Origin of the sequence: Rhodoluna sp., from assembly GCF_044232805.1 — a bacterium.
Taxonomy (GTDB): domain Bacteria; phylum Actinomycetota; class Actinomycetes; order Actinomycetales; family Microbacteriaceae; genus Rhodoluna.
On the sequence record NZ_JBIILG010000005.1, the window covers coordinates 11,987 to 32,988 of the forward strand.

The following is a 21,002-nucleotide window of genomic DNA, read 5'->3' on the forward strand; positions in this document are numbered from 1 at the left end:
TTTTTAGCGCTGTCTCGATCGCTTTTACTCCTCGAACTTTTTCTAGTTCGAATACTTTTTAGCCCTTGGGCGCTTCTCGCTTGATGGCTTGTCTGCCCAACGGCCCTTACCAGAACCCTGGTAGTTGCCTTTTTTCTTTGGTCTTGAATCACGATCACGGTCTCTTCCGCGGTGGTTAGAACCGCCACCACGAGAGTCTCCGAAGTCCAGAATGTCTGGGGCTGCTGGAGGAGGTGCAATCGGACCAGCTAGTTCTTCCAGCAATTCAGAGCCTGGACGAACATCAGTGATCTTGGCATCGCGCTCGGCGCGGTGCAGTAGATCTTCAACCTTGCGACGCTTTGAACGTGGGATCAAGGTGATAACAACACCTTCCTTTCCGGCACGGCCGGTACGGCCGGAGCGGTGAAGGTAGGTCTTGTATTCCTCTGGTGGGTCTACCTGGATAACCAGTGCAACATCATCAACGTGAATACCTCTAGCTGCAACGTCGGTAGCAACAAGGACCCTCACGGCACCTTTAACAAATCGCTCCAAGTTGCGAGTTCTTTGGTTCTGGTTTAGATCTCCGTGCAGTCTTGCTGCTGGAACTCCGTTGTTGGTAAGTGACTCGCTTAGACGCTCAGCTGTCATCTTGGTACGGGTAAAGATAAGTGACTTACCTTCTCCTTGAACCAAACGAAGAAGTACCTGGCTGCGATCGTCTGGGTCAACAACAAGCACGCGGTGCTCGATTGTTGAGTTCTCCTGAGTTTCGTTAGGAACTTCGTATACGTAAGGGTTTGGCATGAACTCGCGAACAAGTGCATCAACCTCACGATCCAGTGTTGCCGAGAACAGTAGCTTCTGGCTTTCTCCGGTAGCGCGTAAAACACGCTTTACGCCTTCGATGAATCCAAGATCACACATGTGATCGGCTTCATCAACGACCATGGTCTCAACTTCGCTTAGGTCAATGATTCTTTGCGCCATTAGGTCTTCTAGGCGACCAGGGGTAGCAACAACGATGTCAACACCGCGGCTAAGAGAGATCTCTTGTCTGCGCTGAGGAACACCACCGTAAACACAAGCTGTGTAGAAACCAACCGAGCGAGCTAGAGCTGAAACAGTTCTGTCGATCTGATCGGCAAGTTCACGGGTTGGGGCCAAGATCAATGCGCGAGGCTTGTTTGGCTTTCTTGGCTGAGACCCTGCTGCAACCAGTTTCGAAATAATCGGAACGGCAAAAGCAATTGTCTTGCCAGAACCAGTTTTTCCGCGACCCAAGACATCTCTGCCTTCCAAACCTGCTGGAATGGTTGATTGCTGAATTGGAAATGGAGTTTCAGCTCCAAGGCCACGAAGTGCGGTAACAAGCTTTGGGTGCAGACCCATCTCTTCGAAACTTCCCTGGATGATAATTTCTGAAGCGTCAGCAACAACTAGCTTTTCTAGAACCTTGTCCTCAAAGAATGCTTTGCGGTTTGGGTTCTTGTCGCGAGCGCCAACAAAGCTGGAGTCACGAGACTTGTCTCTTGAGACTCTGTCTTCGCGGTACGGGTTACGGTCGCGGTCATACTCTCTCGAGTTTGAACGTGGCTCGTATGTTCTTCCAGATTCTCTTGAAGAGTCTCTTGACGAGTCTCTGGATGAGTCTCTTGAAGAGCCGCGGAAAGAATCGCTTGTGAAATCACGAGCTGGACGATCGGAGCGGAAGCCGCGATCATTGCGAGCTGGACGCTCAGATGAATCTGAACGGTATCCAGAACCTGATCTTGAACCAAAGCTACGATCAGAGGATCCTGCAGGCTTGCGAGGTCCTCTCGCTTCATAGCCTCTGGATTCAGATGGTCTTGAGTCTCTGGAGTCAGTAGTTTTTCTATCTGAGTAAGAAGGCTTGTCTGACCAGTTCTTTTTAGCTGGACGGTCGGACTGACCCTGGCCGGAGCGTGGCCTATCGGACCACTCACGTCTTGGAGCATCGCTTGATCTTGGAGCGCGATCGTCAAAAGATCTTGGTGCGCGAGTTGCGCGGTCCTCTGCTGTGTGACGAGGCTTACGAGCCGAGTCTGTCTTTGGACCTCTTGGTTCCCAGTTGGAACCGCGGTCTGGTTTGCGGCCGCTCATTTCGCGAGCGTCAGTTGCACCCTTGCGGTGTGATTTTTTCGGTGCAGCAGATGATCCTGCGAAACTTGAAGTTCCGGATCTACGTGGTGCGCCTTTAGCTGCTCCAGTTTTTGGACGTGGAGCTGATTTGCCGAAATTAGGCATAGTTTTAATTGCTTCCTCTTTATGTGGCACGCGCAGGCAAGAAAAAGCACAATTCATGCTTTATTTCGTTGCTGCGTGTGTCTTTGCGGTCTAGTCGAACTGCGCTAGACCCTTAGCATTCCCGGCTAAAGACCGACAGCTATAAGAGGTAAAGACTGATGCACCTAAAGTGCACTGCAAACGACTACTGCTGGGAAGTTCCCAACAACATAAGCCTAGTTGGAAGGTTGCAATAAAGCTAGGAAAAATTTCCTAGGAAATAATGCCTCGAACCTTCAGTTCTGCGCTTAGTTCGGCATCAGATGGCTCAACTAGGTGCTTGCCATCCGCAAAAACGATTACTGGGATGTTAGTTCTTCCAGAAATAGCCTTGGCTTCCTCGGTAAATTCTGGGCTTGATTCGACGTCTTTTTTGTCAAAATCAACACCCAGGGTGTTCAAAAGTGCTTCTGATCTGCGGCAATCGCCACACCACTGTGCTCCATAAAACGTTACTTCTGCCATTTGCTATCTCCTTAGAATTTTCTCTTCTGGTATTACTAACAGCTTTCCATCAAAGCTGATTCCCGCCAAATCTTCAACCACAATGTCAGCATCGGTCTCTAATGCCCTCTTCGACACCCCAACAACAAAGGCCGCTCCTGCTGCCAACCCTGCTTTTACCCCAGCATCCGCATCTTCAAAGACAATGCAATCGCTCGCGCTAAAGCCCAGCTTCTTAGCTCCCAGTAGATATGGATCTGGCGCAGGTTTGCCATGTTCGACATCGTCCCCGCTAACAAACTGCTCAGGTAGAGGTAGCCCGGCCGCTTTGATACGGGCCCTGCCTAGGTTTGAATTCGCCGAGGTACAGATTGTCCAAATACCAGCGGGCAGTGAATGCAAAAGATCTACTGCTCCAGGTAAGGCATGGGTTTGATCAGCGGTGGCTTGTTCTAACTCGTTGATCCGATTGTTAGCCGCTTCAAACCTGGCTTCGCCCACTAGTTCAAGAATCAAATCTTGAGCTCTGGTGCCGTAGTGATTAGAAATCGAGAAACCCTCGAGTCCAAATTCTTCGCCCAAGATTCCCCAAGCAACATTTACTGCGGCGTGCGAATCTACTAAAACCCCATCGTTATCAAAAAGGAGCGCACTGGCTCTAAGAATCATTTGCGCTTTCTTGGAGCAGCAGCCTTGGCTTTGGCCTTAGGTGCAGCTTTCTTGGAAGCTGCTGACTTCGAAGCAGGCTTACTTGCGGTTTTCTTGGTTTTTGAAACCAAAGCCATTTGATTGCGCTCGGTGATAAACAAATAGATTCCAACCGCTGCAATCAAAAGCAATATAAGTGCTGGCACCATCGATTCAAAGAACCAGCTCCACTCAAATGGCGCCATTTCCCAACCCGGATCAAAAACAAACTCTTCACCTTCAGCTGGTTCTATATACTCTGGCCAAATCCTTAGAGACTCAATTGCACTAGCTCCGAAAGTGAAAGACATAATCGAAACGGTGGCTCCAAAAACAATAGAGAGCACAAAGTTCAAATTCGCAGCTCCTGCTGCCAAGGTCTGTCTAACTCTAGGAGGAGCTGCCTTGGCAGCTTTGGCCTTTGAGGAAAATCTAGTTCCAAGCAGAATACCCAACGCGATGATGACCTGAATAACTACCCAAACCCAGACCTGGAGATCGGTTCTGGTGATGTCGTACACAACAAGTCCAAAGATGATTGCAACGGCCGTCAGCAAGATTGGAATCGCATAGCCCAATCCAAGAGCTTTCTCCGACTCGGACATAACCTGCTTCTTGGCTTGCTTGACGGTTTGCTTTCTGTAAACAAAAGCTCGAAGCAAGATGTAAATCACGAGAATTGTTGCCAAGACAATTGGCACATAAACATCAAATAAGCGAACCAGCAGATTTACGTTTTCTTGGCCAAAGCTATTGAAAGCATTTAGGAAATTACCGATGGCATAAATTGAGCCACCGACCAGAGAGATCACCACAGTCAAGTTGGTGAATCTGTGAGCGGCTCGAGGAAGTGGTGCGTCAAGTCCAGCAAGTTCTCTGGCGTGGAGAGACATTTGTTGACCCCGAAGAGCGAGAAGTCCAAACACGACGATTCCAACCAGGTATAGATAGGTGGAAATCTGAACGATCTGGGTTTCCCCAAGATACATTCCCTGGCTGTCGTAAATGGGGAAAACAAACAGATCTGAGTAGATGGCGAACATAAACAATGTCCAGCCCACTACAAGGCCAATAAGAGGGGTAATGATTGCTTGTTTAGCTAGTTTGATTGCCATATCTTAAGACTACGCCCGACCCATAAACTTGAGGGATGATTGTGGTGATTGGCGAAGCTCTTATTGACCTAATTGAGAGTAAAGCGGACTCTGGCAGCTACCAGGCGGTGGTTGGCGGAGCAAATGCCAACGTAGCGATCGCACTAGCCCGAGCAGGAACACCTCAGCAACTTCTTGCAAGAATATCTTCAGATTCTTTCGGTCAGAAAATTAGAACTCGTCTGGAATCAAACGGTGTTGGCCTTGACTACGCAATTGATGCTCCCGAGGCAACCTCTCTTGCAATTGCATCAATTGGTCCTGGCGGTGGAGCCAAGTACTCGTTTTACGTTGAAGGAACCGCTGACTGGAACTTCACCCGCGAAGAATTACCGACCGCAGCCAAGCTTTCTGAAATCGGAGCCAAGGCTTTGCAGTTTGGCTGTTTGACTATGGCGTTAGGTCCTGGAAACATCATTATCGAATCTTGGGCCAGCGAATTTTTCAAAGCGGGCTCAATGACCCTTTCTCACGACATCAATGTTCGCCCAGCCCTCGGTTTTGATGCAGCAGTTGAGCGCGAAAGAGTGGAGCGAATCAATTCCATTTCAAATATTGTTAAAGCCTCCGACGATGACATCAACTGGCTCTACCAGCTTGCGCCTAGATCTAGCGTGGACGAGATTGTTTGGGGCTGGATTGGCAACACCGACCAGGTTGTGTTTGTAACCCGCGGGCCAGACGGCGTAAGCATTTATCGCAAGAACAAGGTCCGAATTGATGTTGCCTCCCGCGCGGTTACGGTTCAAGACACCGTGGGCTCTGGCGATACCTTCTGCGCACACATGCTCAGCGGGCTGTTAGCTATTGATGCCTTGGGTGCGGGACCGGATCAAAAACTAGCTGCGGTATCAAGTGATCAATTGGTTCAGATAACTCGGGTCGCAGCTATAGCTGCCAGCATCACCTGCGAAAGAGTTGGGGCAGAGCCGCCAACTAAAGCGGAACTAGCAGCTGTTATTGCAGCTATCGCTTAAATGGGCAGTGCCTGCACTCCATAGCGCAGCAGCGCTCAAAGTTGGAGAGTTCCTTAGCCGTAAAGACAAAATTCCCATTTACTGGATCTTTATAGCCCGGTTGATCTAATGCCATTGCCAATTCGTGACGACGCAGCATTTCTTCGCGCGCAGGGTCATTCTCAGCCAGTCTCTTCGGGTGAGGAAGGCTGAGTGGTCTGCGGGTAGGAGTTGGTCTAGGCATAGAACCTAGACGCTATCTGGTGCCAGAACCATTTCTGCGTAAGAACGCGTTGTGTCGCCCGATCTTGTCCTCTCCCAGTTCAAGCTCAGCTCATTTAGGACTTTGGTTCCATAGCCCGGGGTAGCACCTTCGACTAGGGCCTTCCCGTTGTCTGTAACCTCCACGCTGAATCTAGTTGGGTCGATTTGATTTATATCGACTTTTACCCAGCGAGCATGACCGTGCTTGATTGAGTTTGTTACCAGTTCCCGAGTCAGCTCAATTGTTGCTTCACAGGTCAAAGGCTCTTTAGTGATTGTTGCCTCTAGTTCAGCTGGAATCTCAATTTCAACTTCAACACTGTCTGACCACAGTTCTTTCACTTGGTTGAGAACCGATAGCAAGGTCTCGGATTCAAGTCGGTTTGGATTGTTTAGCTGCTCAAGAGCGGTCTCGATATCCTTTTGAACCTTAGTTAGATACTCAGGCGTTGGGTTGGTGGTTTGGGCCATGCCCATCGCGGAAGCGTAAAGAGCTGCTTGCACGGGGCCGTGTAATAGCGCGGCCAGTCTTTTGCGGTTTAGCCAAAGTTCCTGAGAGAGTATGGAGGAAATAACTTCTAGCTGTTGGTTTACCTCCCCTAGTCGCTCGGTGGTCTCCCGGCGCTGTAGTTGAACAATTTGAGCAAAGAAAAGAAGCAGCCCTAGGACCCACTCGAAAACAATCACTGTCGAAATTTGAGTGTTGGTTGTCTGCATGTTTATCAATGGCTTCAAAACAAAAAAGGCGGTCAATGGAAAAGCGTAAATTAGCGGAACAATAAACCAGGCTAAGAAAGTGGGAATCTCCAGCGACTTAGTCAGAACCTGCATGATTCGACCAAAGCCCAATATGAGAGAGAAGATTAGAGACAAAACCAATAAGGCAGTGACCGGGGTCTCGAGTAGAACCGCGCTTGAAAAAAGAAGGCCAATTGACATAGTTGCTGCCCATATAGGAATCAAGAATTCCCCAAGAATGATTCTTTTTGGAAGAGCTGACTTAACTCTCACGGCGGCCGGTTCGCTTTCAAAGTTCAAATCGTCTTGCCCCTCGGCAACTTCCCTACTTAGAGGCCTGACAACTTCATCAGCCGCATTTCGTAGGGATATGATCACGGCTGATGAGGAATCTGAAGTGAAAGTTTCTTGAATCTTTCTGATGGCAGGCCTTATCAATGTTTCCACCTTGGACGCGAGTTCTTCTTGCTGCTGTTGGACCCGAGCTAACACTCCAGCAGATCTCACCTGCAATCTCAGGCGTTCGGCCGCTAATAAAACAAGTGCTTCTTTATGCCTTGCGTAGTTCGATGCAACAATCGCATTCAAGACCAAGGCAATCAAGGTAAACAGCGGGCCACCGACTAAGCGATACACCAACTCCCCTTCTTGAAATTGCCCAGACAAAATTGAGAACTCAAGTAGTGTTCCCCCGCGAATCAGTCCCGTCAGAGCGAAAACAACCATCATTAAGGCGGGCCGACTGGGCCTTGGTTTATTGGGCAGAAAAATTCGAGCGATCAACAAGGGAATGATGGTGGCGATGTAACCAATGGTTGCGCTGATGAGTCGATACTCAAAAGTTGAGTCAAATCTTGTTTGATCAAAGATTATCCCAACGCCAAAAGCGGGGATTAGGAAAAGTAAAAGTACCGGGTTAGAGAGTGCGTATCTAGAACCAACCTGTTGAAATAGCCTCTTGGCCGTCGGGCGATGAGGTTTGTACGCTTCGGTCACTGATCAGTCGCTACCGCACCAACAGCGCTGAGGTAGGCCTTTGATGCGGCAATGCGAGCATTGCCAGATCCATTGGCATCAATATCAAGCGCTTGAAAAATCCTTGAAATCATTCCCTCAACTGCACGAACGGTTGTTCCACGAGCTTCAGCAATCTGACTGTTGGACATCCCCTCCGACATCAGCTGAAGAACTAATAGCTGGCGCTTAGACAAGTCAGCAAGAGGTCTACCCTCGGCTTGGTCATGACGAAACTTGGAAACGCCTTCGTCTTTTAGAACTGCACTGACGGCATCAACTAGTTCTTTGGAATCAACCAGTTGTGACTTTCGAAGATAGGCCTGCGATTGCTTTACCGCCTTGGAATCCTTTTTGGCAAATCTTGGATCAGGAAGATTAGTTAGGAAGACAACACCAATGTCCGGTGACTCTCTAGCTAGATACTCAGCAAAATCAAAACCATCAGGTCCAGGGCCTAATTCGATATCCACGATGCAGGCATCTGGATCAACCGCCTTACAAGCACGCTTGGCATCTGATGCGTTGGCAGCTGTTGTTACATGGAAACCAACGGCTTCCAAAGATCTAGCAATTAGATCTCGAAGTAGGGACTCGTTTTCGACCACGACAAGGGTTCTTGATGTTGGCACTGGAACCTCTATTTCTTGATTTGTGGACTGAATCCAATTATGACCGCCCAAAGTTTTTCAAGCAAAAAAACATTGTGATGCCCGAAGATTGACTTCCTAGCAGTCACATAATCTGCAGTCTCAAGGGACTGAGAATCGCAGTGGCTCTCAAGGGTCCGCTAGCCACAAAACTAGCTAGTCAGGGCTATAGGCTCGCCTCCTAGAGGTGTGTGTTGCTAAACCTCTGGAAAGTTAGTCCAAACTCACGATTAACCCCGTACCGCTTACCTTTAGCGGAATCGGGTCACATATCTCACCCACGAACTTTCCATTAACCTCGTTGATAAATCCAAGCATGAACCACTTGCCTTCATGTTTCACCGCTCTAGCTGCGTAAATACTCGGGTGAGGAAACCGTGTTGCTTTGGTCATGTCAAATGGCCCAAGTAGGCTCTCACCAGTTACTGAGAACATTCCACCTTCGCCAAATTTTTGCTTAGATGCTGCGGAGAGCTCGTCGGTTCCACAACACCAAAGGAGCACCGCTTTGCCGTCAATCTCTTCTACCTGGAAAACCTCTAACTGGCCGAATCCAGAAGCCCCTGAAATCAGCGGGGGTTGAACTTTCCAAGATATGAGGTCTGTGCTCACAGCATGTCCAAGTGTTCCCCGATCGCGGGTATCGAGCGAGTCATTGTTTACTCGAGCAGTAATAAACATGTGCCACTTACCATCCTCGTGCTTAAACACCCATGGGTCTCGCCAGGCTTGATCGTGCCATTTTGAGTAGTCCAGCATTTCGTAGTGCTTGGGGTCTGCTTCGACTAATGCTTCTGAGGAAACCTTTACCCAAGAGATTAGATCCTTAGATTTTGCAGCTCCAACTTTCTGAACATCTCCGCCATCCTCACGAGAAGTCCCTGTGTAAAACATCCACCACAGGCCATCATCGCCTTTGATAACACTGCCGGTCCAAGTAGTCCAAGAGTCAAAAGCCGGCGGGTCGGAGATAGCAATAGCGTCTTGGAGCAGAGTCCAGTTCTTTAGGTCCTTAGAAATTGCATGGCCGATGTAAGGCTGGCGGTGCCGTCGATGTGGATCGCCAAGTGCCCGAGATGCTCTTAGGAAAAAGGCGTGATGATTCTCTCCGTCAAATACGTACCAACTATCCCAAACCCATGAATCATTTAGCTTTAGCAACTTTTAACCTTTCACTCCAGAAGAAGCCACCGAGGCAACGAAAGCCCGCTGGAACATGACAAAGACAATAATAATTGGGACGGTAATAAGAGTTGAGTACGCCATAATTTCTCCCCACTGAGTTCCTTCTTCACTCGTAGAAGCCCAGAAATAATCTAAACCGACTTGAACAGTACGAAGAGATTCGGTTTGCACTACCATCACCGGCCAAAGGTATGCATTCCAAATTGCAAGGAAACTCAATATGGCACTAGTTGCAAATGCAGGGCCAGCCAATGGCACAATAATCCTCCAGTAAATCGAGAAGAATCCTGCACCGTCAATTAGTGCGGCCTCATCTAACTCTTTAGGTATGGTCTTGAAATATTGAACGAACAAGAATATTGAGAATCCCCATGCGATAAAAGGCGCAATCTGAACCAGATAAGTGTTTAGCCAACCCGTTGTCAGCTCGACGGTTCCATTTTCAAAACTAATTCTTGGAAGTTCGTTAACAAGCACCAAAAGCGGCATTGCGATGGTTTCGAATGGAATAACCAGCGTTGCAATGAGTGCCACTAGTATCACGTTTTGCCCCTTGAATTTCAAACGGGCAATCGCATAACCGGCCAAACTATTAACGAATAGCCCAAGCAAAACCACGACGCCTGAAATAAAAATTGAGTTGAATAGAAATTGTCCAAGGGGGAGTCTGTCGAAGACTCCAAGATACTGATCAAAGTTGACATCGCCAACCGGGAAGAATGCTCTCCAAGACTTAACGTCTCCAAAGATTGCCTGTGGATCCTTAAAGCTGGAGGAGATCATGAAAAGTAGTGGAAGGCTAAATAGCAACATAAAGAAAATTGCCAAAGCGTATTGAACGGCTAAACCCAGGGAAAATTTAGTCTTCATGGCTAATCCTTATCCCTGGTTAGGCGTTTCTGAATAATCGAAATAGTCACAACGATAATGAAGAAGATAATCGCCAAAGCGGAGGAGTAACCGATATCATTTTTCCGGAAACCTTCTCGGAAGATGTGGAAAACAACCGTTGTAGTTGAATCCAGCGGACCACCCTGCGTCATGACGTTAATTTGGGTGAAAATTCCCATCGCCTGAATTGAAATAATTATCAAGACAAATACAAACGTGGTCTTTAGGCCCGGCCAGGTTACAGCCTTAAACTGCTGCCACTTATTCGCACCATCAACCGTGGCGGCTTCATAGAGTTCGGCGGGTATTGTTTGCAAACCAGCAAGCCAAATAATCATATGGAAACCTACCGCCTGCCAAGCAGACATAAAGATAATTGCTGGCAACGCAAGATCGGTATTGGCCAGGAACGCTACAGGTTCGAAGCCGGGTATCAGAGCGTCCAAGATAACGTTTGCTAGGCCGTCCTTTTGGTAAAAGAAAATGAACAATATCGAAACAACAACCATTGATGTCACAACAGGTATGAAGTAAACCGTTCGGAAAAAGACTTTGCCTTTGATTTTGGAGTTGATCAAAAGTGCAAGTCCCAGTGCAAGGCCTCCTTGTAAGGGAGCAATAACGCCGGCAAAAATTAGGGTGTTTACTAAAGACTTCCAGAACAAGGCATCACCAGCAATGGTGAAGTCCACTTCAGTGCCATCAGCGTTGTAGCTTTCGGTAAGCACTTGCATGCCTGCGTATGGAGTGTTGTTTCCTGGTTTGGTGAAATTGCGAAGGTTATCAAAGGCTACGTTCTCGTCAGTTGGGTCAGCTGGAACAGTTACCTGGCCCAGCGAGAGCATCTCTACGAAGTTATCTACTCCTGTGAACTCGGGCTCATTTGGGCTAGCAAACTTGGCGTTTGTGAAACCTAGCGAGAATGCCAGAATTACGGGCGCAACCAGAAACAGCAGCATCATCGATACAGCTGGGAAAACAAATAAAAAGCCAGCTCTCGCAGATCTGGCCTCGAGGCTGTTGCTAAAGAGCTTTCCTTTGGAAAGATTCAGGGTTGCCATCAACTTTTCCTTTGGTAAGGGTCTTGGGGGTGTGGTGAACCACACCCCCAAGACTTAACTTAGACGACTTACTTGTAGAAGTCGTTGTCCGCTAGATCAGCGTCAATCTCATCGGCTGCAGCGTCCAAGGCTTGCTTGGCGTTTGCTCCGTTGATGATATCAGCAACTGCTTTTTCATAGATCGTGGAGATCTTTAGGTAAGCAGGTGTTGGTGGGCGTAGTACACCGAATTCGTTTGATAGCTCAACGAAGATAGCGAATGGTCCACCTGGTGCATAGTTTGGAACCTCAGCTGCTGCGGTAGCAGTAGCAGGGATCAAACCAATGCGGTTTGCGAATGCAACGATGTACTTGTCCTGAAGGATGAACTCAATGAACTGAGTCGCACCCTCGGCCTGGTCACATGTTGCGGAAACACCGAACTGCCATGAAGCAGCACCGATCTTTGGTCCGTTACCGAAGTCTGGTGGCGGAAGGATCAGTAGGTCATCTCCAAGGGCCTCGGCGGCATCCTTTACAGCCCAGTTACCGTTGTACTGGATTGCAATGGTGCCAGCGATGAACTCAGTCCGGTCACCGGTCTGTGCTGGGTTTGCATAGCCATCTGCGAAGGTTGATCCAAACCAGTCACCAAAGGCAACAGCCTCTGCTGAGTTGATTACGCCATCAGCGCTTTCGAAGGTGTCTCGGTCGACTAGGTCTCCACCGAAGCTCTGCATAAGTGGGCTGTAAGCGTAAGGGAACCACTCACCAGTCCAGCCGTTACCCCAGTCCATTGCGTAGTCGTAGTCGCCGGTAGCGTCCACGTCTGCTAGAAGAGCATCAAACTCTTCCAATGTCCAAGGTTCTGAAACTGTTGGCACTCTCGCACCAACTGCCTCAAGAGTCGACTTGCGAACTAGCATTCCAAGAGCAGCGTCCCAGGCTCCAGCGGAGTAAAGCTCTCCGTTGTAGTAACCCTTGGCTCCAGCAAGCAGTGAATCCTCAAGAGCCGAGTCGATTGCTAGTGGCTGCATGTAACCCGCCCACGCCCAGTTAGGCATGATTGGACCATCGACGTCGATGATGCAAGGTAGAGAGTCCGACGCTGCAGCTGCAGCGATGGAGTCGTTGTAGGACTCCTGTGGGAACTCCTCTAGAACTACCTCATAGGCAGTTTGACTGGCGTTAAAGTCAGTAATAGCTTCCTTTACGGTCGCAATTTCCTGATCATTACCGGCCGCGTGTGACCACATCGAAACCTTGACTGGTTCGCCACTAGCTCCATCTGTTGCCGCACAACCAGTTAGTACAAGCGTGCCAGCCAATGAAGCAGCTAGCAGAACTCTAGTTGTTTTTATCATTTTTCCTCTTCTTGATTGGATTGAGCTGAAGCCCTGAATGATGAGTGGCTGGTTGCTGGGTTTCTTGGAACCGAAACAGAGTCACGCACCACTAGTTCCCCTTGGATTTCAACTACTTTTTTTGGGTTCTCATCTCTGTCTTCGCAGATATCGATGAGTCTTTCCACTGCCTCTCGCCCCATTTGGTAATGGGGTAAGCGGACTGTGGTTAATCCGGGGCGTAAACCTCCGGAAATCAATTCCAAGTCGTCGAAACCGACAACGGAAACTTGCTCAGGGATACTGATTTTCAGCTCTAGCAAGGCTTGGTATGCGCCCATAGCAATGGGATCGTTGTAACAAGCGATTGCCGTGATCTCTGGATCGCGCAACATCATTTCCAGAGTTGCGTGATAGCCATTTACAGATGTTGCGTCAGATACTTTATAGATTCGCTCGTTGGGTTTAACCCACCCAAAGTTTTGAGCTGCATCAAAGAAGGCTCTGGTTCTACCCTTAACAGCCGGCCACTCAAATTCATCAATAATCAATCCAACGTTCTTGTGTCCAGCGATGCCCAGCACCTTTAGCGATTGCATATAGGAGGAATACTCTGCTGGGACATAAGTTGGATAAGCACCTTTGTTAGGAAGGCAGTTTGCAAAAACTAAATTTCTAGGTAACACTGTCGGCAGCTTTATTGGTGAGTGAAAATATGCAGCAATTATGGTTCCAACTACTTGATGCTCTCCCAACAAACCAAAAGCTTCCTCGATTGACTTAGGATTATTTTCGACTTCAACAAACAAAAGCTCATAGTCGTGAGACCTGGCCGTCTTCTGAGCGGCTGATAGAAGCTGGCCCGCGTATGGAGTAGTGGCAACTTCGATGCTCAACATTCCAAGGGTCTTGGTCTGCTGTTCCTTAAGGGATCTAGCTAAACGGTTAGTGCGATAGCCAATATCCTTGGCTACCTTCCTAATCTTTGCCTCTGTGGCAGCTGAGCAGCGCTTTGCAGACTTACCGGAAAGCACTAGAGAAACAAGCGAAACGGACACCCCTGTTGCTTTTGCAACATCTGCGAGCGTTGCTTGGATCAATTACGCCTCCAATTTAGTCAAACGATTGACTAATTTCTCATGAAAGTAGCACAAATCAGTCCATGGCAAGTCGCGTTTTGGGCAGATGTTACTAAGTCGTGATAATCCCTTATAGAACAGCCGTTTCAAGGCGTTTTTGGTGGCCGTCAACCGGCTAGCCCACAGCATGGGGTGACTTGGATTGGTTTTAGCCTCCACACGATCGACCTCATAATTGAGAGATGAAAACGGACGTCGTGGTAGTGGGTGGGGGACATAACGGCCTAACCGCAGCCTGCTATCTGGCAAAAGCAGGGCTAAAAGTCACTGTGCTGGAAAGGCTCTCCACCTTCGGTGGAGCAGCGGTGTCTGAGCAAACCTTTGCTGGGGTAGAGGCCAAGCTTTCAAGATACTCATACCTCGTTTCACTTCTTCCAAAAAAGATCATTGAAGACCTAAAGCTAGATATCCAATTAGCCCCCAGGCGCTACTCCTCTTATACACCGCAACCTGGAACCAATGAAGGCCTCCTAGTGGATAACCAAGACAAGGTAGCTACCGCTTCTTCATTTGAATCAATCGGGACAACCAAAGACGCAGAAGCTTGGCATGAGTTCTATAGAAAGACCACCTTGCTAGCTAAAGCACTATTTCCAACAGTGCTTGACCCACTTCCAACCAGATCTGAAGCCAAGGCAAAGCTAAGAGAGCTTTCAGGTAGTGACCAGATCTGGGAAGAGTTCATAGAGCAACCGGTAGGCCAAGTTATTGAAGAGAGCTTTGAATCGGATCTAGTTAGAGGAGTAGTTCTAACAGATGGATTGATTGGAACCTTTGGTTCCAATCTTGATGCCAATCTAGATGTGAACAAGTGCTTTTTGTATCACGTGATCGGTAATGAAACCGGAGACTGGAACATACCTATCGGCGGCATGGGTCAGGTGACAGACTCGCTCTACAAAGTAGCCAAGCAGCTTGGAGTTACCTTGCTGGCTGATTGCGATGTTAGCTCCATAGGTAAAAACAACACAGTTGTCTACACCCAGCAAGGAAACCAGCAATCGATTCAAGGCAAGTATCTCCTGGCTAATGTTTCCCCGACGGAGTTAGAGAAACTAACCGGAGTAGAAAACATAGTTCCAGCGGCCACCAAGATGGATGGCGCACAGGTGAAAGTAAACCTGTTATTGGAGCGCTTACCAAAACTCAAGGACCAGTCCTTGGATCCGGTAGCCGCCTTTGGGGGAACTTTTCACATCAACGAAAACTACAGCCAGTTACAAAGTGCCTTTGAGCAAGCATCCAACGGTGAGATACCTAATCCTCTGCCCTGCGAGATCTACTGCCACTCACTGACTGACCCAAGCATTTTGTCCAGGCAGCTGCAGGAGCAAGGCGTTCAAACGCTCACAGTTTTTGCCCTGCACACCCCACACGCTCTGCTTGATGGCAAAGACCAAGACGACATGCGAGAAAAACTCAAGCAGGCAGTGCTTGCTTCTTTGAATTCAGTTCTTGCAGAAAACATCGAAGATCTACTGATGACTGACGCAAATGGTGAGCTCTGTATAGAGGTAAAGACAACACAGGATCTTGAAGATGTTCTCAGGCTCCCAGGAGGCAACATCTTCCACGGAGCACTTGCCTGGCCCTTTCTTGAAGACCACGAATCAAAAGCTACCGCTGCCCAAAAATGGGGAGTGGAAACCAAAAGAGAGAACCTCTTGGTTTGTGGTGCAGGCGCAAGACGAGGTGGCGCAGTTAGCGGAATTGCAGGTCACAACGCAGCGATGGCAGTTTTAGAAACTAATGGCTGATTAGCCCTTTTGGTTTGCTTTGTACCACTGATAGGTCGAAGAAATCCCGTCTTCCAAAGAAATCTTTGCCTTCCAGCCCAAAGCGGTAAGCCTAGAGACATCGAGAAGCTTTCTTGGAGTTCCATCTGGCTTCGATGAGTCCCATTCGATGGATCCTTCGAAGCCGATGATTCGTTTAATGGTTTCTGCTAGTTCCTTGATTGAAACGTCTTCGCCAACGCCAACGTTGATGGCGATGTCGTTGTCGTAGTTTTCCAAAAGGAAAATACAAGCGCTGCCTAAATCATCGGCGTGTAAGAACTCTCTTTTAGGGGAACCCGAGCCCCAAAGAGTAACCGAGCTGGCTCCACTGGTTTTAGCGTCGTCGAACTTTCTAATCAGCGCTGGCAGAACGTGCGAGTTCTCCAGATCAAAATTGTCACCTGGGCCATACATGTTGGTGGGCATCGCAGATATCCAACGGTGGCCGTATTGAGTTCTATAGGCCTGAACAAGCTTTAGCCCTGAGATCTTGGCAAGGGCATAGGCCTCGTTGGTCTTCTCAAGCTCTCCAGTTAGTAGGTACTCTTCCCGAATCGGCTGCTGGGCAAACTTTGGATAGACGCATGATGAGCCAAGGAAAAGAACTCTCTCTATTCCTGCAGCATGAGCCCCATCAAGAAGGTTAGTTTCAATCTGCAGGTTTTGAGACAAAAACTCCACAGGATAAGTGTTGTTGGCCTGAATGCCGCCGACTTTGGCAGCAGCAATGATGACCGCGTCTGGCTTTTCTTTGGCTAGGTAAGCAAATACTGCAGCTCTGTCCAACAAGTCGAGCTCAGCTCTGGTTTGACCTATAAAGACGTGCTTGGAGTCTTTTTCAATTTCCCGAACAGTTGCGGAGCCAACTAGGCCGCGGTGACCTGCCACGTAGATTTTCATGTTTTCTTCCGAGGCTTAGCTTTTTTGGCAACAAGCACCTTTTTAGGGGTAGTGGTCTTTCGCTTCTTAGGTGCTGTTGCTGAAGAGGCAACGGATGCGGTTTCTTTAGTCCATTCGTTATATCCCGGAAGACCGAGCTCTGCCCTGAGTTTCCAAAGGGAAACCAAAAACACTGCAAAGGCTACCGACCCAGTAATCCAGACCAAGTTCGGTGAGAACCAGAACAATTCATTACTGGCTGGTCTATCAACCCACCACCACGCAAAGCCATAGTCGAGATTTTCTGCAACTTCACTCATTCCAGTCAGGTAGCGCCCAAGGTTGGTTCTAAGAGCAATGAAGTGAGCAAACATTAACGCGAAACCAATTATCCAAACTTGGGCGCGAGACATTACTAGTCCAGCGCTCACTGAGCTCCTAAACATCGCAGCAGCAACCAACATTCCCAGTAACCCGGTCAAGTAACGAGGCTGGACGAATTGTCCAACAATCAAACCACTGGCAGTAAGAGCCAGCATTGGGACAAGCACCAAGGCTGCAAAAATCAAAGAGACCGAGAGTGCCTGTTGAAGGTTGAAATACATAATTGCGGCAAAAACCAAGCTGAGGAATACTCCCCAACCGACCACCCAGACAATTGGAGACATCGGGGTATCAAGCCAACCAAGACCCCAAACTCCAAAGCCACCAACCCATAGAGTGGGCAGGTTGGTTACGTTTGCGTAAAGCTGTCCACCTGTGAATGTAGTTAGCCCACCTCCAGGAGCACCGGTAAGCGTTGCCGACGTGTTTGCTGAACCAAAAAAGAAAATTGCGCCCAATAACATAAGTGCGGCCACGATCGAAATGTTTATGGGATTTATCATCTTACGCGTGAAGGTAATGACAATTACCGCTGCTACGGCTACCAAAATATAGAGAGCCGAATCGGGTCGACTTCCAGCTGCCATCAGAAGGGTCATCAATGCAATTGGTCCCAAAATCCATCGGGATCTTCGATTCTTAGTTAAGACAAAACCCAGAAAAGCTGAGAAGAAAAGAAAAACAGCGTAAACACCCCAAGCAGAAGGGTTGGTACTTGGAATGATAAACAACCCAAGCGGTACAGCCACGGAAACCGCACTCACCACCGGTACGCGCCGCAAATGTCTAGGGAGGGCAAAAATTACAGCGGCAAAGCCAAGGACGATAAGTATTGAATTGAAGAAACGGATTGAAATGATCGACGCCGTCAAATCATTGCTCGCAAACCAACTCATTACCCAATAGAAAACTCTCGGGTTTTCCCCACCGTTACTTCTTGTTGTTGGTGCAAACGCTTCTGTTTCTTTACACTCGCCGGTTTCATCAGGTTTACCTGCATAGCAGAACGAGTAAGTCATTAAAGTCTCACGGACTACAACTTCACGTGGTTCAGAACCTTCCTCGCAGATGCCGTCCCGGAATCCCTGCCCACACCAAATGCTCACCAGGTGGTAGTCATCATCTGGGGTGGAACCAATTGGAGACGCAAAAGCCCAAGCACCCAAAGTCATGATGGCTGAAACAATCGAGATGCTTGCCCAGCGGACAACTCTCTTTGATAATCCCTTTTTGGAGTCTGCAGCTATAACCGGGGAGCTCTTTGAGCTATCTGTCTCAGCCATTACTGATAACCGCCCCTACTGAATGTCTCGACATAATTCTTCAAATATAGTCTGATTTGACGAAAGTCTAGATCTCCCAGAACGTTGATCCAATCCTGTAGTCATCAACCAAGCTGTCGCTCAGAGTGGACGAGGAGATAACTAGAGCCTGAGAACCTGGCTCTAGCGAAAGAATTCCATTTGCGTAACCCCCGGGAACAAAGAAAGCATCAAGTGAATCTGAGTTAAGCTCTGCGACCTCAGGTACTTCCGATTTGTCTGGCGCGGACCAATCCTTGACTCTTACAGCGCCGAATCTAATTCGGCCTGAAAGAGTAATGAATATCTTCGACTCAAGCTCGTGGCCGTGCCAACCGCGAAAAGGTTGGCTATCTGAATTATTGATTATGTACATTCGTCTGAAGTTCGAAATATTCAACTCATTGTTGAAAAGTAAGGATCCTCTTTCATCCACATGCCTTGCACCAACGATTAGTTTGGGCACTTGATCCATGTTTTGTCCTTCTAGTTCTTCAAGCACTTGCAGTAAGACTCTGGTAGTACCCGGCCGCGATTAAGGATAGTTTGTCTGGGTTATACCTTGAATCAATAACAGCATAGTTCTCAGCCCTTGCGGCTTCAGAATCAAACGTGCCTTCGATTATGTCCAGAACTGCAGAGCGAAGAGCATCTAAATCGTTGGGGGTGAAGATAAAGCCTGTTTTCTTGTCAACTACCCACTCCTGGGCACAAGAAGTGTTTGTTTGGACCGGGATTGCCCCCATGGCCATTGCCTCGACCATAGAAGTTGAAATCCCATCGGAAAGCGAATGCCCCACGTAAATCAAAGAGGATTTGAAAAGATCCATGACCTGGTTGTGAGAAAGAGCGCCCTTTTTATAGGTAGTAATTTTCATTCCAGTGGACTTTGAGAGTTGCTTTGCAGCTCGAAGCACAGGTGCGTTGCAACTGTATAAAACTATCTCAAAGTTCCCTAGCCTGGATCCCAAACCTGAAACAGCCTCTAGGGCAACAATTGCCTTACCCCAATGGTTTTCATACCCCTTGATTGTTATCTTGTTTCGAACACCTTCTGGTCCAGTGAATTTGGCGAGCCCTCCAGCAACTGGCATCAATGGGAGTGCTTGGTAGCCAGATGAAATCTTTGCTGCGAGGTTGTAATCGCGGGTGCACTCTGCGCTGAACCCATCGGCTATGTCAAGTAAAGCCTTTATCTTTGCTCTATGTTTTGGAAATTTCGAGAACCAGACAATTTCGCTTCCATAGTTTGTAACTATAAGTCTTGGTTTTTTCTTTTTCAGAAGCTGAAAAGCTCTTCGGGTTGCGTATCCCGCATTTTGCAGCTCATGGATATGAACAATCTCTGGATTAAACCGCCTAATCCTCCATGCGATGTAGGCGCCACGAACCCAGTCGGATAGAAACCTGTCCATTATCCACATCGGTAGTGAGAAAACTCTAGAAAACCAAGTAATGGATACTCGGTTTGATTTCCGTGCGCGCTCAGATATCCCCTTTTGAACTCGCCTATGGGGCGACGCAGAGACAACCTCAAAAATCAAATCACTTGAATCAAATTGAGATATCCAGCGTGAAAGATGAATACTGTCTGCCATTCCAACAAGAAGTATTCTCATAAATTCTTTCTCAGTACTATCCGGCTCATGAGCTAATGCGCCTTTTGAACCCTATTGCTGAATTATTACGTTTAGTCTAATTTGAAACCGAGTTGAGATTCAGATGTATTGAGTTTTTCAGACTGATTGGTGTGCAATTTCTCTAGCTTTTTTCCTTGGTTCGATTTCGAAGCCAAGATTGGACCGCGCTTCGAAGAGTTAGGTGTCCAAATCTGCTAACTTTATCTGCATGAAGAAAAAAGCGCTTATCACTGGTATCACAGGTCAAGATGGTTCTTACTTAGCCGAGTTTCTACTGGCCAAGGGCTACGAGGTCCACGGTTTAGTGCGAAGGGCATCCAACCTCAACACCCAACGGATCGACCACCTTTTTGAGGATGTGCATGAAGAGAATCGCTCTTTGTTTCTTCACTTTGCCGACCTCTCAGATGCTTCCAGGCTTACAACCCTTCTTTTTTCGATTAGACCCGACGAGGTTTACCACCTAGCTGCTCAGTCACACGTTCGTGTTTCATTTGATCAACCAGAATTTACTGGGGACGTCACTGGATTGGCCACCACTCGACTACTCGAGGGTATAAGGCTCGCTTGCCCAGAAACCAAGTTTTATCAGGCTTCAAGCTCAGAAATGTTTGGAGCGACGCCACCCCCTCAGAGCGAAACTACAGAGTTCTACCCAAGGAGCCCATACGGTGCGGCCAAGCTCTACGCATATTGGATGACCCGAAACTACAGAGAGGCTTATGGATTGTTCGCAGTTAACGGGATTCTCTTTAACCACGAGTCTCCTCGAAGAGGTGAGACCTTCGTAACAAGAAAAATCTCCCGTGCGGTTGCCAAAATCAAGCTTGGTATCCAAAAGGATCTTTACCTTGGAAACCTGGACGCAGTGAGGGACTGGGGCTATGCACCCGAGTACGTAAGAGCAATGTGGCTCATGCTCCAATCTGATACCCCTGAGGATTTTGTTATTGCTACAGGAGAATCAGCAACAGTTAGAGATTTTCTGGATTTCGCCTTCCAGGAGGCAGGTTTGGATTGGCAAAACTACGTCAAGTTTGACGATCGCTATGTTCGCCCGACAGAAGTTGACTCACTAATCGGTGATGCCTCGAAGGCTCAAAAGAAACTTGATTGGAAGCACACTCTAGACGTTGCCGGCTTAGCTAGCCTGATGGTAAAACACGACATCGAAAGTGTGACAAAGAACTCACACGTTGTAGACTTGCCTAAGTTCGTGTAATAGG

19 protein-coding genes are annotated in these 21,002 nt (G+C 48.2%); 3 read left to right on the forward strand and 16 right to left on the reverse strand.

All coding sequences use genetic code 11. The features are described from left to right. Window positions 1–42 precede the first annotated feature (42 nt). The 4 genes from AC9UES_RS01585 to AC9UES_RS01600 form a co-directional block, all read right to left on the reverse strand. Window positions 43–2,250, reverse strand: coding sequence for a DEAD/DEAH box helicase (locus AC9UES_RS01585; RefSeq protein WP_509526065.1), 2,208 nt, complete (start codon window positions 2,248–2,250; stop codon window positions 43–45). Window positions 2,251–2,502: 252 nt separating this feature from the next. Then, a complete protein-coding gene (locus AC9UES_RS01590) occupies window positions 2,503–2,754 on the reverse strand; it encodes a glutaredoxin family protein (protein ID WP_509526068.1) in 252 nt (83 codons plus the stop codon). Between the two features lie 3 nt (window positions 2,755–2,757). After that, complete coding sequence (locus AC9UES_RS01595) at window positions 2,758–3,402, reverse strand: HAD-IA family hydrolase (protein ID WP_509526070.1); 645 nt, start codon at window positions 3,400–3,402, stop codon at window positions 2,758–2,760. Further along, a complete protein-coding gene (locus AC9UES_RS01600) occupies window positions 3,399–4,535 on the reverse strand; it encodes a hypothetical protein (RefSeq protein ID WP_509526072.1) in 1,137 nt (378 codons plus the stop codon). The genes AC9UES_RS01595 and AC9UES_RS01600 overlap by 4 nt, the downstream gene beginning before the upstream one ends. Window positions 4,536–4,570: 35 nt before the next feature. Here AC9UES_RS01600 and AC9UES_RS01605 point away from each other — a divergent pair, with 35 nt between their 5' ends. Then, the gene (locus tag AC9UES_RS01605) at window positions 4,571–5,551 is read left to right on the forward strand and encodes a carbohydrate kinase family protein (protein WP_509526075.1); all 981 of its coding nucleotides are present in this window, start codon (window positions 4,571–4,573) and stop codon (window positions 5,549–5,551) included. Here the strand turns inward: AC9UES_RS01605 and AC9UES_RS01610 are convergent. The 8 genes from AC9UES_RS01610 to AC9UES_RS01645 form a co-directional block, all read right to left on the reverse strand. Further along, window positions 5,541–5,774: a DUF5522 domain-containing protein gene (locus AC9UES_RS01610; protein ID WP_509526077.1), complete on the reverse strand. Its 234-nt coding sequence runs from the start codon at window positions 5,772–5,774 to the stop codon at window positions 5,541–5,543. The genes AC9UES_RS01605 and AC9UES_RS01610 overlap by 11 nt on opposite strands. Before the next feature lie 5 nt (window positions 5,775–5,779). Further along, a complete protein-coding gene (locus AC9UES_RS01615; RefSeq protein WP_509526079.1) occupies window positions 5,780–7,528 on the reverse strand; it encodes a sensor histidine kinase in 1,749 nt (582 codons plus the stop codon). Beyond that, window positions 7,525–8,178 (reverse strand): response regulator transcription factor, encoded by a 654-nt coding sequence (locus tag AC9UES_RS01620; RefSeq protein ID WP_509526082.1) that lies wholly within the window; start codon window positions 8,176–8,178, stop codon window positions 7,525–7,527. The genes AC9UES_RS01615 and AC9UES_RS01620 overlap by 4 nt, the downstream gene beginning before the upstream one ends. A gap of 231 nt (window positions 8,179–8,409) precedes the next feature. Next, a complete protein-coding gene (locus AC9UES_RS01625) occupies window positions 8,410–9,357 on the reverse strand; it encodes a glycosyl hydrolase family 32 (RefSeq protein WP_509526084.1) in 948 nt (315 codons plus the stop codon). A gap of 3 nt (window positions 9,358–9,360) precedes the next feature. Continuing rightward, window positions 9,361–10,251: a carbohydrate ABC transporter permease gene (locus tag AC9UES_RS01630; protein ID WP_509526086.1), complete on the reverse strand. Its 891-nt coding sequence runs from the start codon at window positions 10,249–10,251 to the stop codon at window positions 9,361–9,363. 2 nt (window positions 10,252–10,253) lie between these two features. Then, on the reverse strand, window positions 10,254–11,333 hold the full coding sequence (locus tag AC9UES_RS01635) for a carbohydrate ABC transporter permease (RefSeq protein WP_509526089.1): 1,080 nt from the start codon (window positions 11,331–11,333) through the stop codon (window positions 10,254–10,256). Between the two features lie 68 nt (window positions 11,334–11,401). Further along, the gene (locus tag AC9UES_RS01640) at window positions 11,402–12,676 is read right to left on the reverse strand and encodes a sugar ABC transporter substrate-binding protein (RefSeq protein WP_509526092.1); all 1,275 of its coding nucleotides are present in this window, start codon (window positions 12,674–12,676) and stop codon (window positions 11,402–11,404) included. After that, on the reverse strand, window positions 12,673–13,755 hold the full coding sequence (locus AC9UES_RS01645) for a LacI family DNA-binding transcriptional regulator (RefSeq protein ID WP_509526095.1): 1,083 nt from the start codon (window positions 13,753–13,755) through the stop codon (window positions 12,673–12,675). Before AC9UES_RS01645 ends, AC9UES_RS01640 begins: the two co-directional genes overlap by 4 nt. A 221-nt stretch (window positions 13,756–13,976) precedes the next feature. On the opposite strand from AC9UES_RS01645, the gene AC9UES_RS01650 reads away from it, so the two are divergent. Continuing rightward, the gene (locus AC9UES_RS01650) at window positions 13,977–15,551 is read left to right on the forward strand and encodes a phytoene desaturase family protein (RefSeq protein ID WP_509526098.1); all 1,575 of its coding nucleotides are present in this window, start codon (window positions 13,977–13,979) and stop codon (window positions 15,549–15,551) included. Here the strand turns inward: AC9UES_RS01650 and AC9UES_RS01655 are convergent, their stop codons facing one another. The 4 genes from AC9UES_RS01655 to AC9UES_RS01670 all read right to left on the reverse strand — a co-directional run bounded on the left by AC9UES_RS01655 (window position 15,552) and on the right by AC9UES_RS01670 (window position 19,755). After that, window positions 15,552–16,472, reverse strand: coding sequence for a GDP-L-fucose synthase family protein (locus AC9UES_RS01655; RefSeq protein WP_509526101.1), 921 nt, complete (start codon window positions 16,470–16,472; stop codon window positions 15,552–15,554). It lies immediately after the preceding gene. Further along, the gene (locus tag AC9UES_RS01660) at window positions 16,469–18,118 is read right to left on the reverse strand and encodes a DUF2142 domain-containing protein (protein WP_509526103.1); all 1,650 of its coding nucleotides are present in this window, start codon (window positions 18,116–18,118) and stop codon (window positions 16,469–16,471) included. Before AC9UES_RS01660 ends, AC9UES_RS01655 begins: the two co-directional genes overlap by 4 nt. 67 nt (window positions 18,119–18,185) lie before the next feature. Further along, the gene (locus tag AC9UES_RS01665) at window positions 18,186–18,638 is read right to left on the reverse strand and encodes a WxcM-like domain-containing protein (protein ID WP_509526105.1); all 453 of its coding nucleotides are present in this window, start codon (window positions 18,636–18,638) and stop codon (window positions 18,186–18,188) included. After that, window positions 18,631–19,755: a glycosyltransferase gene (locus AC9UES_RS01670; protein WP_509526108.1), complete on the reverse strand. Its 1,125-nt coding sequence runs from the start codon at window positions 19,753–19,755 to the stop codon at window positions 18,631–18,633. Before AC9UES_RS01670 ends, AC9UES_RS01665 begins: the two co-directional genes overlap by 8 nt. A gap of 229 nt (window positions 19,756–19,984) precedes the next feature. Here AC9UES_RS01670 and gmd point away from each other — a divergent pair, with 229 nt between their 5' ends. Next, window positions 19,985–20,998 carry a GDP-mannose 4,6-dehydratase gene (gmd, locus tag AC9UES_RS01675; protein WP_509526111.1) on the forward strand — a complete coding sequence of 338 codons (1,014 nt, stop codon included), beginning with the start codon at window positions 19,985–19,987 and terminating at the stop codon, window positions 20,996–20,998. Window positions 20,999–21,002 lie beyond the last annotated feature (4 nt).